This window comes from Bacillus sp. JZ34 (genome assembly GCF_053903205.1).
This window is the reverse complement of record NZ_CP096403.1, coordinates 3,614,129-3,629,829: the sequence shown is the minus strand read 5'-3', so window position 1 is coordinate 3,629,829 and position 15,701 is coordinate 3,614,129. Positions and strand designations below refer to the sequence as shown.

At 41.6% G+C, this 15,701-nt stretch carries 16 protein-coding genes; 14 read left to right on the top strand and 2 right to left on the bottom strand.

The window, feature by feature from the left end:
- Positions 1–102 precede the first annotated feature (102 nt).
- The 9 genes from yhfZ to nagB all read left to right on the top strand — a co-directional run bounded on the left by yhfZ (position 103) and on the right by nagB (position 8,607).
- Positions 103–1,029: a GntR family transcriptional regulator YhfZ gene (gene yhfZ / locus M1D90_RS18480; RefSeq protein ID WP_105980774.1), complete on the top strand. Its 927-nt coding sequence runs from the start codon at positions 103–105 to the stop codon at positions 1,027–1,029.
- Between the two features lie 95 nt (positions 1,030–1,124).
- Positions 1,125–1,490 (top strand): PRD domain-containing protein, encoded by a 366-nt coding sequence (locus M1D90_RS18475; protein WP_020450456.1) that lies wholly within the window; start codon positions 1,125–1,127, stop codon positions 1,488–1,490.
- A gap of 12 nt (positions 1,491–1,502) precedes the next feature.
- Entirely contained in the window at positions 1,503–1,862 is a 360-nt protein-coding gene (locus M1D90_RS18470; RefSeq protein WP_020450457.1) for a DUF2620 domain-containing protein, read from the top strand.
- A gap of 145 nt (positions 1,863–2,007) precedes the next feature.
- Positions 2,008–3,309, top strand: a complete 1,302-nt coding sequence (locus tag M1D90_RS18465; RefSeq protein ID WP_020450458.1) for a YhfT family protein — start codon at positions 2,008–2,010, stop codon at positions 3,307–3,309.
- Positions 3,310–3,335: 26 nt separating this feature from the next.
- Positions 3,336–4,217 carry a phosphotriesterase family protein gene (locus M1D90_RS18460; protein WP_429717219.1) on the top strand — a complete coding sequence of 294 codons (882 nt, stop codon included), beginning with the start codon at positions 3,336–3,338 and terminating at the stop codon, positions 4,215–4,217.
- On the top strand, positions 4,218–5,366 hold the full coding sequence (locus tag M1D90_RS18455; RefSeq protein WP_368679461.1) for an aminotransferase class V-fold PLP-dependent enzyme: 1,149 nt from the start codon (positions 4,218–4,220) through the stop codon (positions 5,364–5,366).
- On the top strand, positions 5,359–6,585 hold the full coding sequence (locus M1D90_RS18450) for a phosphopentomutase (RefSeq protein ID WP_368679460.1): 1,227 nt from the start codon (positions 5,359–5,361) through the stop codon (positions 6,583–6,585). The genes M1D90_RS18455 and M1D90_RS18450 overlap by 8 nt, the downstream gene beginning before the upstream one ends.
- Positions 6,585–7,736, top strand: coding sequence for a YhfX family PLP-dependent enzyme (locus M1D90_RS18445; protein WP_095323738.1), 1,152 nt, complete (start codon positions 6,585–6,587; stop codon positions 7,734–7,736). Before M1D90_RS18450 ends, M1D90_RS18445 begins: the two co-directional genes overlap by 1 nt.
- 142 nt (positions 7,737–7,878) lie before the next feature.
- Positions 7,879–8,607: a glucosamine-6-phosphate deaminase gene (gene nagB, locus M1D90_RS18440; protein WP_020450463.1), complete on the top strand. Its 729-nt coding sequence runs from the start codon at positions 7,879–7,881 to the stop codon at positions 8,605–8,607.
- 262 nt (positions 8,608–8,869) lie between these two features.
- Here the strand turns inward: nagB and M1D90_RS18435 are convergent, their stop codons facing one another.
- Positions 8,870–9,562, bottom strand: coding sequence for an MgtC/SapB family protein (locus M1D90_RS18435; protein WP_020450464.1), 693 nt, complete (start codon positions 9,560–9,562; stop codon positions 8,870–8,872).
- A 219-nt stretch (positions 9,563–9,781) separates the two neighbouring features.
- Positions 9,782–11,263, bottom strand: coding sequence for a sodium/proline symporter PutP (gene putP / locus M1D90_RS18430; protein WP_020450465.1), 1,482 nt, complete (start codon positions 11,261–11,263; stop codon positions 9,782–9,784).
- A gap of 440 nt (positions 11,264–11,703) precedes the next feature.
- Here putP and gatC point away from each other — a divergent pair, with 440 nt between their 5' ends.
- The 5 genes from gatC to M1D90_RS18405 all read left to right on the top strand — a co-directional run bounded on the left by gatC (position 11,704) and on the right by M1D90_RS18405 (position 15,659).
- The gene (gene gatC / locus M1D90_RS18425; protein WP_003179590.1) at positions 11,704–11,994 is read left to right on the top strand and encodes an Asp-tRNA(Asn)/Glu-tRNA(Gln) amidotransferase subunit GatC; all 291 of its coding nucleotides are present in this window, start codon (positions 11,704–11,706) and stop codon (positions 11,992–11,994) included.
- A 22-nt stretch (positions 11,995–12,016) separates the two neighbouring features.
- The gene (gene gatA, locus M1D90_RS18420; RefSeq protein ID WP_023855604.1) at positions 12,017–13,474 is read left to right on the top strand and encodes an Asp-tRNA(Asn)/Glu-tRNA(Gln) amidotransferase subunit GatA; all 1,458 of its coding nucleotides are present in this window, start codon (positions 12,017–12,019) and stop codon (positions 13,472–13,474) included.
- Positions 13,475–13,487: 13 nt separating this feature from the next.
- Positions 13,488–14,918 carry an Asp-tRNA(Asn)/Glu-tRNA(Gln) amidotransferase subunit GatB gene (gene gatB / locus M1D90_RS18415; protein ID WP_020450467.1) on the top strand — a complete coding sequence of 477 codons (1,431 nt, stop codon included), beginning with the start codon at positions 13,488–13,490 and terminating at the stop codon, positions 14,916–14,918.
- Between the two features lie 160 nt (positions 14,919–15,078).
- Positions 15,079–15,381: a DUF2089 family protein gene (locus M1D90_RS18410; protein ID WP_025810340.1), complete on the top strand. Its 303-nt coding sequence runs from the start codon at positions 15,079–15,081 to the stop codon at positions 15,379–15,381.
- Positions 15,378–15,659 (top strand): hypothetical protein, encoded by a 282-nt coding sequence (locus M1D90_RS18405; protein WP_020450469.1) that lies wholly within the window; start codon positions 15,378–15,380, stop codon positions 15,657–15,659. Before M1D90_RS18410 ends, M1D90_RS18405 begins: the two co-directional genes overlap by 4 nt.
- Positions 15,660–15,701 lie beyond the last annotated feature (42 nt).

Here is a 15,701-nt window from a genome sequence, read left to right as displayed (position 1 = left end):
TTTTTTTATAGTATTCTGAATAAAATACTATTGCAAAATTAGGATACAACTCTTATAATTGATTATACAGAATATAGTATATTGTTTTGAGGAAGATGAATTATGTGGGAAAAATTTTACTCTAAAAATGGTTTGGCTGCTAAAAATATTGCTAAAGAATTGATGAATATCAAAGCAGGTGAAAAAATTCCCCGCATCTCAGACTACTGTCATAAGTTATCCATCGGCAGGGGGACTGTCCAAAGTGCGCTGAATTTATTGGTTGATATGAAAGCGATTTATTTGGAGGCTAGAGGCCATTTAGGAACGTTTTTGGTAAGTAAGGATAACAATTTATTACTTGAGATTGCAGGTATTGCACCATTAATCGGCTCAATGCCACTTCCGTATTCAAGGAAATATGAAGGGCTGGCAACAGGGATTGTGGAAGGGTTTGAATCAACCGGAAAAACAGTTAACTTGATCTATATGCGTGGCGGAGTGAATCGAATCGAAGCAGTCCGAACAAAAAGAAGTGATTTTGCAATTGTTTCTAAGATGACGGCAGATCATATCATAGCAGAATATCCAAATTTGAAAATTTTTAAGAAATTCGGGGAAAGCAGTTATGTATCTTCCCATAAAATCTTCTTAGCTCATCCAAATGAGGAAATAGGTAAGGATGTTGTAAGAGTAGGTGTTGATTTGGAGTCCCTGGATCAGAAACAATTAACATTGGCTGAATTTGAAAATGAAAATGCTGAGTTTGTCAATGTGAATTATATGCAGCTTTTCGATATGCTTCTTGCAAAACAAATTGATGCAGCAGTTTGGAATGCCGATGACAAAAGAATGATTCAAACGTTTAAAGCAATCGATTTTTTTTCACCGAAAGCCAAGAAAATTTCCAAGGATACAACTGAAGCCGTTATTGTTATTGAAGGAGACAGAGAAAAAGAAATAGCAGAAAAGTGGCATTTGGTTAATGAGAAACAAATATTAGACACTCAAAAAAGTGTAGAAAAAGGAGAGAAAATACCGCGCTACTAAAATGCCGGCCCATCCGACTTGTCATTCAATACATGAGGCGATGGGTCAGCATTTGAAATTTAAAATACTAAATACAGTATATTGGAGGGACTGTCGTGAACCAAATACAGCTGGAAGAAAAGTTGTCTATTTTACTAACGAGTCGAGTGATTACAAAAAATGCTTTCAACACAACTTTGAACACATTTGTTTTCTTATCAAAAAAGCTGAAAAAGGAGGTGATCAAAGACTCTGAAATGTTTTGGACGCACATGGCGATGGCTTTAACTAGAATTGAGAGGGGAGAAAGCGAAGAAAGTCCTGCAATTGCCATCATCAATGAAGTGTACGAAACACCATATAAAAATGCTATAGAAGAAGTGATAGATTTTATACATTCACTGGCAGGTTTAGAACTTCCAGAAGGTGAGCGTGTCTATTTTTATCTTCATCTTCATAAAGTCATAGAATCTAATGAATAGGAGGGTTTTATTATGGTGAGAATCGTAATAGGCGGACAGTTGAAAAAACAAGCGATTGAAAAACTTGTTAAAGAAATTGGGGGAAGCAATGTAGAAGTTTTGGTTAAAGGTGATTTGGACGCTGTTATGGCTGTGAAAAACAATAAGGTAGATTATTATATTGGCGCCTGTGAAACAGGATCCGGTGGTGCGCTTGCAATGGCAATTGCATTATTAGGCAAAGATAAATGCGTCACCTTGGCTTCGCCAAGTACCATAAAAAACAAGGAAGAGATCGAGAAGGAAGTAGAAAGCGGCAAAATTGCCTTTGGTTTTACAGCTTCGTCTTCACAAAATATATTAAACATTTTAATTCCTTATTTATTAAAATAAATGAATTTTTTTCTTTATATTTTGTTACACCGGCTTCAACTGTATACATTTTTTTCAGTTAAAGAAAGCGCTTTCCTGGATGATTTAAGAAGCACGGATGACATGATGTACAGAAGATGAGAAAAATCATAGAGGTGAATAATGAATGGACCTTTCTTTAATTCAATGTCTTGTCATAGCGGCTGTTGGTGCATTAGGTTCTATACTAGTAAATCGCGGAGTAGCAGTGTTTAATGATGGTTTGCGACCGATTATGCCCGAATACCTTGAGGGGAGAATGACAAGAGGGGAGCTTGCTGCAACAAGTTTTGCATTAAGTTTTGGCTTAATCATAGGGTTTGGTATTCCGCTTTCAATAGGAGCAACAATCATTATTGGACACAGCATTTTATTGGCGTGTGACATTATTGGCATTTGGACTCCGGAAAACAAAATAGGCATGATAACTGCAGGGGTTATTGGTGCCGTTTATAGTATTGGAATCGTTTTAGGACTGCAATTTGTAGTAGATTTATTTGGCATGTTTCCCGTAAATTTTATAGATTCTTTAAGTCTTATTGGTCAGCCTATTATTATTGCATTTACAGTATTTCCAGCTGTAGCGGTTGGATATCAGCACGGTTTAAAAAAAGCCGCCGTCACTGCAATCGTCACTTTGGCTTCGTTTCTCTTATTCGAGAAGTTTGGAACATTTCAAGCTGCAGGATATAAAATTTCGCTCAGTCCTGAAGGAATGGCTTTATTAGCAGGAATGTTAATGATGATTTATTATGCTGCGAGAATTAGAGGCGGAGATGAATCTACTAATGCAAATTTAGTGAATATATTTAATGAGCGTGTAAATCGAATTAAAAAAAACCGCTGGTTATTAGCTCTTATGGGAGGACTTGTTTCTTTAACATCATCCATGCTGATTTTAGCAGTGGATGCAATGCCTCAAGCATTGATTAATAAAGAGCTTTACACAGAGGCGGCAATCGCTACATTTGCACGTGGAATTGGCTTCATCCCTTTAGTTTTTTCAACTGCGATCGTAACAGGAGTTTATGGTTTAGCTGGTACCACTTTGGTATTTGCAATCGGTCTTATTTTCAGGGATATACCGATTTTAGCATTTCTGTTGGGCTTTTTAGTCATGTATTTAGAGGTCGTATCATTATCCGCAGTATCAAAAAGTATGGACAAACTGCCTGGTGTAAGGGAGATGGGGGAGCATATTCGCACTTCGCTGTCAGATGTTCTAGGAATGGCTATATTAATTGGCAGTGCGATGGCAGGGGAAAAAATTGCTCCCGGTATTGGCTTCTTCTGGGTGATTGGATTTTATTTAATAAACCGAATTGCATCAAAACCACTTGTTGAATTGGCTGTCGGCCCTATTGCAGTTATATTGTTGGGGATTGTTGCCAATCTTCTCTATGCAGTCGGTTTATGGCAGGTTGGCTAAATCATCGAAAGAGGGGAAGTTTCCGAATGTTGAAAGACGGAATGACCTATATGCATGAACATACAACGATAGACCTTTCCGAAGTAAAAAACAATGAGGATTGTAAGTTGGATGTATTTTCTGAAACCGTTAGAGAATTTAAAAGTTTATACGAAAAGGGCGTACGCAATATTGTGGATGTCACGAATATTGGAATGGGGAGAAATATTACATACGTTCAAAAAGTAGCAGAAGAAACAGGCATTAATATTGTCTTTTCAACTGGTTTCTACCAAGATACTTTTTACCCGATCCATGTGTTTCGCGAACCAAAAGAAAAGTTGGCAGAAAGAATGGTAATGGAGATTGTTGAAGGAATTAGAGGAACAGATGCTAAAGCCGAGCTGATCGGTGAAATTGGAACAAGTTACAATAAATGGACGGAAACCGAACAAAAAGTATTTGAAGCGGTTGTTGTGGCGCATAAGCAAACAAAAAAACCAATATCAACCCATACTTCCATAGGAACATTAGGGCATGAACAAGTAGAATTTTTCAAAAAACATGAAGTTGATTTAAACCGAGTGGTGATAGGGCATGTTGATTTATCAGGAGATGCCGATTATATATTGAAAATGCTGAGAGAAGGTGTGTATGTAGAATTCGATACAATAGGTAAAGAAAATTATATGTCTGATCGTGTTCGGGCAGAAATGTTGAAAAAGATACAGGCTAAAGGGTATATAGACAAGGTTCTGCTGTCTATGGACATCACCAGAAAATCACATTTGGTATATAAAGGCGGGGTGGGCTATTCATATTTGATAGACACGTTTATCCCTCTCTTGCAAACCTATGGAATAACTGATGAATCAATTGATAAGATGTTGATTAAAAATCCTCGCGCTTTTATGAAAGGGGGAGAGTGAATAAGCATGGAAACTTATCCTCTATATAGTCTATCTATTGAAGAAGCCATGCATAGACAATTTAAGTTGGTTGATGTCATCACAAGACATTTTCGAGGAGAGGAATTGCTTTCACTTGGCGATTTAGGCGTTGTAAAAGGAATGAATAAACCGCGGTTCACAAAAAAAATAGAAGAGACACTAGCCGATTTCTTTGGCACAGAGAAAGCAATGTTAGTTCGTGGTGCAGGAACAGGGGCATTGAGATTTGGTTTTATGAGTTTTTTAAAGCCAGGTGACGAGATCCTTGTCCATGATGCACCTATATATCCAACAAGTAAAACAACGTTAGAGTCGATGGGGGTCTTGCCAATATACGCGGATTTTCACGATTCTGAACAAATAAAAAAAGCCATCCTCAAACACCCGAAGTTAAAAGGTGTATTGATTCAGCATACGAGGCAAAAAATAGATGACCATTATGATTTGGCTGAAACGATAAAAAAAATTCGTTCCATTCATTCTAGTCTAGTCATTATTACGGATGACAACTATGCTGCGATGAAAGCGGAAAAGGTTGGAGCGCAAGTCAAAGCCGATTTGTCCACCTTTTCATTGTTCAAGCTACTAGGTCCGGAAGGTATTGGAGTCATTTTAGGCAAAAATGCTTTAATACAAAGAATAGAAAATTTAAACTATTCAGGCGGAAGCCAAGTTCAAGGTTATGAAGCTTTAGAAGCTTTAAGGGGCCTGGTATATGCGCCAGTTATGCTGGCAATTCAAGCAAGTGTCAATGATCAGTTAGTTCACTCGCTTAATAATGGAGCCATTAAAGGTGTTAAAAAGGCTTATTTGGCAAATGCACAATCAAAAGTCTTACTTGTAGAGTTTGTTAAACCAATTGCCGAAAAAGTGCTCCATCATGCTAATGAATTGGGAGCGGCACCCCATCCGGTAGGTGCTGAATCAAAATACGAGTTTGCACCAATGTTTTATAGAGTGTCTGGCACTTTTTTATCTGCAGATCCATCACTGGCCAAAAAAATGATCCGCATTAATCCATTAAGAAGCGGTCCTGAGACCATTTTAAGAATTCTAAACATATCCGTTCACCGAGCAACAGAAAATCTTAGTGTAAATCCTTCAATAGGGGATGATATAAATGAATAAAAGAGTCATTATCATAATATTAGACAGCTTAGGTGTCGGTTATATGGAAGATGCAAGCGATTATCACCCTTTAGACGTTGGCGCTAATACTTTCTATCACATACTTGATACGGTGCCTTCTTTAAACATTCCAAATCTCGAAAAATTGGGTATAAACAAAATCTTGCACCATCCTAAATTGAAAAATGTAGACCATATTGCCAGCTATGGTGTTTTGAACCTGATGCATCAAGGAGCAGACAGTTTTGAAGGGCATAATGAAATCATGGGGACAAAGCCAAAAAAGACATATTTAGCTCCTTTTGCAGAACATATCAATCATGTTAAACTCGCTTTGGAAGATCAGGGTTATAAAGTTAACATACCAAATTCAGATTTGCCGTATCTATTAGTAAACGATTTAGTAGTCGTGGCCGATAATATCGAAACAGATTACGGGCAAATTTATAATGTAAGCGCTCCGCTGGATAATATTCCGTTTGATGAAGTGTTGAAAATAGGAAGATGCGTCCGTCATCATGTTAAAGTAAATCGTGTGATTGTTCTTGGAGGAGAAAATGTAACACCCGAACACTTGCAGAGGTCAGTTGAAAGAAGAGAAGACGGATTAGTAGGAGTGAATTCGCCTAAATCTAATGTATACAAGCAGGGGTATCAAGTCCGTCACTTAGGTTTTGGTATCTCTCCCGAGAAGCAGCTGCCAACATTGGCGAAAAATGGGGGAATGGAAGTTTCTCTTATCGGAAAAATGCAGGACATCATTTATTGTAAAGGTGCAAATAGGTTTCCGGGTGTAGATACGGAACAAGTTATGAAGGATATTATACAGGAGATGGACCGTGTCAAAAAAGGCGTGATTGCTGCCACAGTACAAGAAACCGATTTAGCCGGACATGCACAGAATCCTGTGCGTTATGCGAATCGGATTGAAATGGTAGATCAATATTTGCCGGAAATTCTCCGTAAAATGACAGATCAGGATCTGCTGATGATTAGTGCAGATCACGGGAATGACCCTACGATCGGCCATAACCAACACACACGGGAAAAAACGTATTTGCTGGCTTATCACCAAAAGTTATCCCCCGCAAATATCGGGGAAAGAAAAACGCTATCCGACATTGCTGCAACTTCTGCTGATTATCTAGGGCTTCGCAATACTGAAAACGGCAGTTCATTCCTTCATTTAATGCAAAAAGGAAAAGAGGAGACAGACTGATGTTTTTGGAATCTACATTAAAATATAATAAAAAATTAATAGAAGCTGCATTGGATTTTCATCAGCGGGGAATCATTTCACCTAACACTTATGTATTAGATTTGGACACTGTCAAGAAAAATGCAAAAGTTTTAAGTAGAAAAGCCAAAAAACAGGATATTGAACTGTTTTTTATGACAAAGCAATTTGGCCGTAATCCGTTGGTAGCACAAGCTATCGCCGAAAGCGGAATTGACAAAGCGGTTGCTGTAGACCCGTGGGAGGCAATCACACTCAGCCAAAATGGAATCAAGATTGGGCATGTCGGACATCTTGTTCAAATACCTATTCATATGATTCCGGCTATATTAAAGCTTCATCCTGACTATGTTACGGTTTTCAGTCTTGCAAATGCTCGAAACATTAGTAGAGCAGCTAAGGAAATGGGAAGAAAACAAAAAGTGTTTTTACGTATCGCAAACAAAGAGGATTATATATATAAAGGTCAAGAGGGAGGGTTCACTTTTGAACAAATCGTTAAGGATATCGAATCGATTGAACAGTTAGAAGGAATTGAAATTGCAGGTTTAACAAGCTTTCCTTGTATATTGATTAAAGACGGCCTTCCAACAGTTACTCCGAATGTAACATCCATGCAAACCGTAAAATCTTTTTTAATGGAAAGAGGGTATAAAAGGCTTGAGATGAATATGCCAAGTGCAACATCTTGTGGAACAATCAAATTGTTGAAGGAAAATGGTGCAACTCAAGGCGAACCCGGTCATGCTTTAATTGGAACGACGCCCATTCATGCAACGAAAAAACTCGCAGAAAGACCTGCAATGGTATATGTAACTGAAGTATCCCACATATCTAATCATCATGCTTATGTTTTCGGCGGTGGATTCTATCCGCGTTCACATATGAAAGCGGCGCTGGTTGGAACAAACAAAAATCATCTTAAGAAGGTTCAAGCTATTGAAATGACACCTGATCATATTGATTATTATGGCGCATTAAACACAGTTGAAGCAAAAGTCGGCGATACGGCAATATTTGCTTTTCGTACACAAGTCTTTGTCACGAATGCGCATATTGCAATCTTAAAAAACGTTTCTGAAGATCCTGAACTTATCGGTGTATTTGATTCTAAAGGAAATGTAATCGAGTAAATGATCGTTATCAGCGGAATATCGGAGTTCTTGAATAATGGATTGTCTTACTGAGGTGTAGCGAAGATGCCTTGTCTTTTTGAAGTGCAGTTTAATACAGTAGTCCGTCTTGGACATGTTATTTTGCGGAAAGGAGAACGACGTGAAAATTATTCATGTATCAGGTTATGAAGAAATGAGTGAAAAATCAGCTGATTTAATGACTGAGCTCATTAACAATTCAAAAAATCCTGTTATCGGTTTTGCAACAGGTTCGACACCGCTAGGTTTGTATAAATGCCTGATCAAAAAGTATCGGCAAAAGGAAATATCATTTAAGAATGTTACTGCTTTTAATTTAGACGAGTACGTTGGACTGGCTAAAGAAAATAAAAACAGCTACCATTATTATATGAATGAAATATTATTCAAACATCTGGATATTAGGCAAAGGAATATCAATATCCCAAATGGGATGGCGGAAGATTTGGAACAAGAATGCATCAGTTACGACAGACTTGTTTCCGAAAAAGCAATTGACATACAAATATTAGGGATGGGATTGAATGGTCATATCGGTTTTAATGAACCGGGGACAAGCTTTAAAAGCAGAACCCATATCGTTGATTTGGATAAATCAACCCGGCAGGCAAATTCCCGGTTCTTTCGTTCCTTGGACGAAGTACCGACAAAGGCATTGACCATGGGAATTGAAACAATAATGGAAAGTAAGCGGATCCTTCTGCTCGTGTCTGGAAATGAAAAATCTGAAGCATTGGCACGGCTGCTGAACAGCACCCGTGTCTCCCAAGAGTTCCCTGCTTCAATTTTAAGGAAACATAATGATGTGATTGTGATGGCAGATGATGCGGCCTTAAATAAAATTCAATAACAGACATCGGCTGATGACATTAAAAAAATTTCAAGAGATCTCCTAGCGATCAATCAGTAAAAAACGACTGAATATAGCAAATTTCCACCCTGCTGGTAAGAAATTACATATACGCTTGTCCTCATATTATTTATTCGAACATTTGAAAAGGGGAGAATAGAGGAAATTGAATAAATCCTCTAGGCGAGAGAAAGCATCATCCTATAGAACCGACCGTCCATATTTATGATTCACAAAAAAAGCAGCCAAAGGGCTGCTTTTTTTAAAGCGTATCGCATTTTACGCCGACGACGCCGTCGATCGCTTTGATATCGTAATAGACATCGGTGACATACCGTTTCTTATGAACCATGATTTTCGTTTCCATGACCGGAAATTCATTATCGCGCATATCATCGATCCGGACGGAATGAATCCGGATTTTTTTCGCTTTCATTTCCTTGAGGATATCCGTCAGTTTATCCTTGTCATTCAGAGACATGCGGACGCGGATTTCTTTTTCCTGCAATCGGTTCGGGCCGATTTTGCCGACGATCCACGGCAAAAACTCGACGCTGATTAAAATGAAAATGAGACTGACAAATGCTTCTTTATAAAAGCCCGCTCCGATGGCGACGCCGAGGCCGGCTGCTCCCCAGATCATCGCTGAAGTGGTCAGGCCGGAAATGACGTCGTTGCTTTTGCGTAAGATCACGCCCGCTCCGATGAAGCCGATCCCCGATATGATTTGTGCGGGAAGCCGCAAAGGGTCCATCATAATTCTGTTCGACTTTGGAAAATGGTATGCCGCATCAATGCTGATCATTGTCAGAACACAGGAACTGATCGCAATCACGATGCACGTTTTTAAGCCGAGCGGCTTGTTTTTCAGCTCCCTTTCGAGACCGATGACCATTCCGATTAATGTTGCGATGCCAAGCTTCAATAGTGTTTCTGTTTCAATATGCCAATCCATGCCCATGATCTCCTTTCCGACAATATCTTATATGATTGATATGATTTTCTCACAGACGCTATGGATCGACAACTGTTTTTGAAGGGGATGTCGCGGAACCATTCATCAGCAAGAAAGCCCAATACTCCTACCATTATATTGCCGGTGTGGCATCAAAAGAATTCCGTCTGAGCAAAAAAGCCGCCGGATATCGCCCGGCGGCTTTCATTGCCTGATCATTTAAGAATGTTCTTCCTCATGCGTCTGTTCCATTTCTTCAAACATATCTCTTGCTTCTTTTGCCGGCTTGTTCGTGATCATGCTGACAGCGTAAACGACAATCAAGCTCAGGAAGAAACCAGGGATCATTTCATAGATTCCCGTCTTCTCCTGCAGACCGGTCAGAATGCAAATCAGCACGGTCACGGCTCCTGTGATCATACCGGCCAATGCGCCCCACTGGTTCATCCGCTTCCAGTACAAGCTGAGAAGGATGGCGGGTCCGAATGCGGAACCAAACCCGGCCCACGCATAGCCGACCAAATCAAGGATCGTGTTGTTCGGTGTCAGAGACAGAAGGATCGCGATGACGGCGACAAGCAGAACGCTCAGACGTCCGACAAGAACGAGTTCCTTATCCGAAGCTTTGCGCCGGAAAAACGTCCGGTAAAAATCTTCCGTCATGGCGCTTGATGTGACAAGCAGCTGGGAAGACACCGTACTCATAATCGCCGCGAGCAAAGCGGAAAGCAAAAATCCGGTAATCAGCGGATGGAATAATACTTTTGAGAACACGATAAAAATCGTTTCCGGATCTTTAAGCGCTGTACCCGTTTCATGGACATACGCCACACCGATCAGTCCGACAAGCAGTGCGCCGATTACGGAGATGATCATCCAGCCCATTGCGATGCGGCGCGCAGGCTTCAGCTCTTTTACGGATGAAATCGCCATAAAGCGGACGATAATATGCGGCTGACCGAAATAGCCCAGTCCCCAGGCGAGAAATGAAATAATGCTAATGACGGTCGTTCCTTTGAAGAAATCGAGCAAGCTTGGATTGATTTCTTCGATCACATTGAAAGTCGGCGTAATTCCGCCTAATTGAGTAAAGGCAACGATCGGCACGAGCACTAAAGCGATAAACATAATCAAACCTTGCACAAAGTCAGTGAGACTGACGGCCAAAAACCCTCCGAACAGCGTATAAGCAATCACGACTGCTGCCGTTAAGAAAAGACCCATTTTATAATCGAGGCCGAACGCCGTTTCAAACAGTCTTCCTCCGGACACCATACCCGCCGACGTGTACAGTGTGAAAAACACCATGATGACGATGGCTGATGCCAGGCGCAAGATTCTCGTCGTATCATTAAACCGATTTTCGAAAAAATCCGGAATTGTAATCGCATCGTTTGCTACTTCTGTATATGTGCGCAGCCGGGGAGCGACAACCAAGTAGTTCACATAAGCTCCGATTGTTAAACCGACGGCAAGCCAGGCGCTCGAAAGTCCTGTCACATACATGGCTCCGGGCAGTCCCATCAGCATCCAGCCGCTCATGTCCGACGCGCCGGCCGATAAAGCCGTAACAGCAGGCCCAAGACCTCTGCCGCCGAGCATGTAGTCATTCAAATTGGATGTCTTTCTGTAGGAATACCAGCCGATTAAGAGCATCGCGGCAAAATAAATCCCTAACGAAATAAATATTTCAACACTCACGTTTCATATCTCTCCTCTTTAAAATAATGTGGCATCACCTCTTTAAAATTTTCGACAATACTGACTTGCGGTACGAAGAAAATTGCAGGGCCCCCTCTTTGAAAAATCAAGTATTGGAATTAAGGCGCTGCCGATTAGATCGTACTTAGTTACCTAACCTATCAAACTATTCCCCATCAATCAACCGTGAAAAACATCCGATTTTATTGAAAAAGAGCGTGATGGTTCTGATAAGCATCATAATGAAAACGCTTACAAATATTATATAAAGTAAAAATATTCTGAATATTAGTACGGGCTATTTTACTGAATTTTTCATGTGCGATAAAATAAAAGCCGCCTAATGGGGCGAAGATCGTGGTTTTGTTGATTTAGAAGGCTAAAATTTGATATGATCAGTATTATGACTAAGCGAGAATAACCTTGGAGGTGTTTTTAGTATGTCGCGTATTTCTATAGAAGAAGTAAAGCATGTCGCCCATCTTGCCAGACTGGCGATTACGGACGAAGAAGCGGCGATGTTTACCGAACAGCTTGACAGCATTATTTCATTTGCAGAAGAGCTGAACGAAGTCGATACAGAGAATGTTAAACCAACAACGCACGTATTGCAAATGAAGAATATCATGAGGGAAGATGTCCCTGATAAAGGCCTTCCGGTTGAAGACGTCGTCAAAAACGCGCCTGATCATAAAGACGGCTACATCCGCGTGCCGTCAATCTTGGACTGAATAAAGGAGGGAGCGAGAAAACATGTCACTGTTTGACCATAAAATATCTGAATTAAAACGTCTCATACATAATAAAGAGATCAGCATATCAGATTTAGTCGATGAATCTTACAAACGGATTCACGAAGTTGACGGAAAGGTACAAGCCTTTTTGCAGCTTGATGAAGAAAAAGCCCGCGCATACGCCAAAGAATTGGACGAAGCGCTAGATACCCGTGATGAGCACGGCCTTCTTTTCGGGATGCCGATCGGTATTAAGGACAATATCGTAACAAAGGATCTGCGGACAACGTGCGCAAGCAAAATTCTCGAGAACTTTGATCCGATCTATGATGCAACCGTTGTTGAGCGTCTTCACGAAGCTGAAGCGGTCACCATCGGAAAGCTGAATATGGATGAATTCGCGATGGGTTCTTCCACAGAAAACTCAGGCTTTAAAAAGACAAAAAACCCGTGGAATCTCGAAACTGTTCCGGGCGGATCAAGCGGAGGCTCTGCGGCTGCGGTTGCGGCCGGGGAAGTGCCGTTTTCACTTGGATCTGACACGGGCGGATCGATTCGCCAGCCGGCATCTTTCTGCGGCGTCGTCGGCTTAAAGCCTACATATGGACGCGTTTCCAGATACGGCCTTGTCGCATTTGCTTCTTCATTGGATCAAATCGGCCCGATCACAAGATCTGTCGAAGACAACGCCTACCTTCTTCAGGCGATTTCAGGCGTCGACAAAATGGATTCGACGAGCGCCAATGTGGACGTGCCCGACTATCTGTCAGCGTTAACAGGCGACATTAAAGGACTTAAAATCGCCGTGCCGAAAGAATACCTCGGCGAAGGAGTGGGAGAAGAAGCGAGAAATTCCGTGCTTGAAGCGCTGAAAGTGCTCGAAAGCCTTGGCGCGACATGGGAAGAAGTATCGCTTCCGCACAGCAAATACGCGCTGGCGACTTACTACCTGCTTTCTTCATCTGAAGCATCGGCAAACCTGGCGCGCTTCGACGGCATCCGCTACGGCTACCGCACGGACAATGCCGACAACCTGATCGACCTGTACAAACAAACGCGTTCCGAAGGATTCGGAAACGAAGTGAAACGCCGCATCATGCTCGGCACGTTCGCGCTCAGCTCAGGCTACTATGATGCGTACTATAAAAAAGCGCAAAAAGTCAGAACGCTGATCAAAAAGGACTTTGAAGACGTATTTGCAAACTATGACGTTATCATCGGACCGACAACGCCGACGCCGGCATTTAAAATCGGCGAAAAAACGAGCGATCCGCTGACCATGTACGCCAATGACATTCTGACGATTCCTGTCAACCTTGCGGGCGTACCGGGAATCAGCGTACCGTGCGGCTTGGCGAACGGCTTGCCGCTCGGCCTGCAAATCATCGGCAAACACTTTGACGAAAGCACAGTATACCGCGTCGCCCATGCATTCGAACAGGCGACAGACCACCATAAAGCAAAACCTGAACTGTAAGGGGTGAAAAAACATGAACTTTGAAACGGTAATCGGACTTGAAGTCCACGTGGAGCTCAAAACAAAATCGAAAATTTTCTCCAGTTCTCCAACGCCATTCGGCGCGGCGGCCAACACGCAGACAAGCGTTATCGACTTAGGCTATCCGGGTGTACTGCCTGTGTTGAACAAAGAAGCCGTTAATTTCGCGATGAAAGCCGCGATGGCGCTCAACTGCGAAATTGCGACAGAAACGAAATTCGACCGGAAAAACTATTTCTACCCCGACAACCCGAAAGCTTATCAAATTTCTCAATTTGATAAACCGATCGGCGAAAACGGCTGGATCGAAATCGAAGTCGGCGGAAAAACGAAGCGCATCGGCATCACCCGCCTTCATTTGGAAGAGGATGCGGGAAAACTGACGCATACAGGCGACGGCTACTCCCTTGTCGACTATAACCGCCAGGGAACACCGCTCGTTGAAATCGTCTCCGAGCCCGATATCAGAACGCCTGAAGAAGCTTACGCCTACCTTGAAAAACTGAAATCAATCATTCAGTATACAGGCGTTTCCGATTGTAAGATGGAAGAGGGCTCGCTCCGCTGCGACGCCAACATCTCCCTCCGTCCGATCGGACAAGAGGAGTTCGGCACAAAGACAGAGCTGAAAAACCTGAACTCATTTGCCTTTGTTCAAAAAGGCCTTGAGCACGAAGAAAAACGCCAGGCGCAAGTTCTTTTGTCAGGCGGTGTCATTCAGCAGGAGACGCGCCGCTATGATGAAGCATCCAAAACGACGATTTTGATGAGGGTCAAAGAGGGATCTGACGACTACCGCTACTTCCCTGAGCCTGATCTTGTCGAGCTTTACATTGACGATGAGTGGAAACAGCGCGTGAAAGACAGCATCCCTGAGCTTCCGGACGAGCGCCGCAAGCGCTACATCGAAGAGCTTGGCCTGCCTGCCTATGACGCGAAAGTGCTCACTTTGACAAAAGAAATGTCCGACTTCTTCGAAGCAGCCGTCGAAAAAGGCGCAGATGCGAAGCTGGCGTCGAACTGGCTGATGGGTGAAGTGTCGGCTTACTTGAACGCTCAGCAACAAGAGCTTGCGGATGTCGCGCTCACGCCTGAAGGCCTTGCCGGATTGGTCAAGCTGATCGAAAAAGGCACGATTTCATCGAAAATCGCGAAAAAGGTCTTCAAAGAATTGATCGAAAAAGGCGGAGACGCAGAAAAAATCGTCAAAGAAAAAGGCCTTGTGCAAATTTCTGACGAAGCGACGCTCAGAAAGCTTGTCACAGAAGCGCTCGACAACAATCCGCAATCGATCGAAGACTTTAAAAACGGAAAAGACCGTGCGATCGGCTTCCTTGTCGGCCAAATCATGAAAGCCTCAAAAGGACAAGCGAACCCGCCGATGGTCAACAAGCTTCTTCTTGAAGAGATTAATAAACGATAAAAAAACAGACTTATGCTACTTAAATGGAGGTCCTCATATTGGGGACCTTTTTTTATTTGATGTAAATAAATAAAATTAAAATTTATTTGAACTTTATTTAGAAATATATTATCATTAATTTGAGTTTTGTTTTTAAATTTATTGATAAGAGGGGCTGTCTATGGAAAGAAAAGATGTACCCGAGTGGATATTGGCTTTAGAAGAAGAGGATGTAGAATTTATTAAAAACTTTATGCTGAAATCTGGTTCGTTAAAAGAAATTGCAAAGAGTTATCAAGTATCTTATCCAACAGTTAGAGTTAGATTGGATCGGTTAATACAAAAAATTCAACTCATTGATGAATTGGAAAATGAGACTTTTGTTCATTTTATTAAACAGTTAGCTATCGATGATCAGATAAGTCTGGAAAATGCAAAGTTAATCATTGAGAAATATAAAAAAGAGCGGGGTGTTCATAAATGAATACTATATATATACTACTGATCGGATTTGCAATACTGGGAATTCAATATTTTTTATCGACCAGAAATCGTACTTTTTGGGGAGCTATACTGCCAACAGCTTATATCATTTTTCTCGTTGCATTATCCATTCATGAAGGAAAATCTTTCGCATCATTTTATCTTCCTCTTATTGGCGGACTGGCTTTATTGCTGGGGGAATGGATTAAAGGCAGAGAAGCTTTGAAAAAAAAGCAGGAAAGAGAAATGAGAGTTATGAAAGCCATGGATATTAAATAACAGGACCAGCCTCAAAAGGACAGAACAAGCTGCTTAAAAAAC

Coding starts and splice junctions, on each gene's coding strand:
- M1D90_RS18410 (WP_025810340.1), top strand. CDS start 15,079: ATGGAAAGAAAAGATGTACCCGAGTGGATATTGGCTTTAGAAGAAGAG.
- gatC (WP_003179590.1), top strand. CDS start 11,704: ATGTCGCGTATTTCTATAGAAGAAGTAAAGCATGTCGCCCATCTTGCC.
- M1D90_RS18460 (WP_429717219.1), top strand. CDS start 3,336: ATGTTGAAAGACGGAATGACCTATATGCATGAACATACAACGATAGAC.
- gatB (WP_020450467.1), top strand. CDS start 13,488: ATGAACTTTGAAACGGTAATCGGACTTGAAGTCCACGTGGAGCTCAAA.
- M1D90_RS18470 (WP_020450457.1), top strand. CDS start 1,503: ATGGTGAGAATCGTAATAGGCGGACAGTTGAAAAAACAAGCGATTGAA.
- M1D90_RS18445 (WP_095323738.1), top strand. CDS start 6,585: ATGTTTTTGGAATCTACATTAAAATATAATAAAAAATTAATAGAAGCT.
- M1D90_RS18435 (WP_020450464.1), bottom strand. CDS start 9,562: ATGGATTGGCATATTGAAACAGAAACACTATTGAAGCTTGGCATCGCA.
- M1D90_RS18405 (WP_020450469.1), top strand. CDS start 15,378: ATGAATACTATATATATACTACTGATCGGATTTGCAATACTGGGAATT.
- M1D90_RS18465 (WP_020450458.1), top strand. CDS start 2,008: ATGGACCTTTCTTTAATTCAATGTCTTGTCATAGCGGCTGTTGGTGCA.
- M1D90_RS18450 (WP_368679460.1), top strand. CDS start 5,359: ATGAATAAAAGAGTCATTATCATAATATTAGACAGCTTAGGTGTCGGT.
- yhfZ (WP_105980774.1), top strand. CDS start 103: ATGTGGGAAAAATTTTACTCTAAAAATGGTTTGGCTGCTAAAAATATT.
- gatA (WP_023855604.1), top strand. CDS start 12,017: ATGTCACTGTTTGACCATAAAATATCTGAATTAAAACGTCTCATACAT.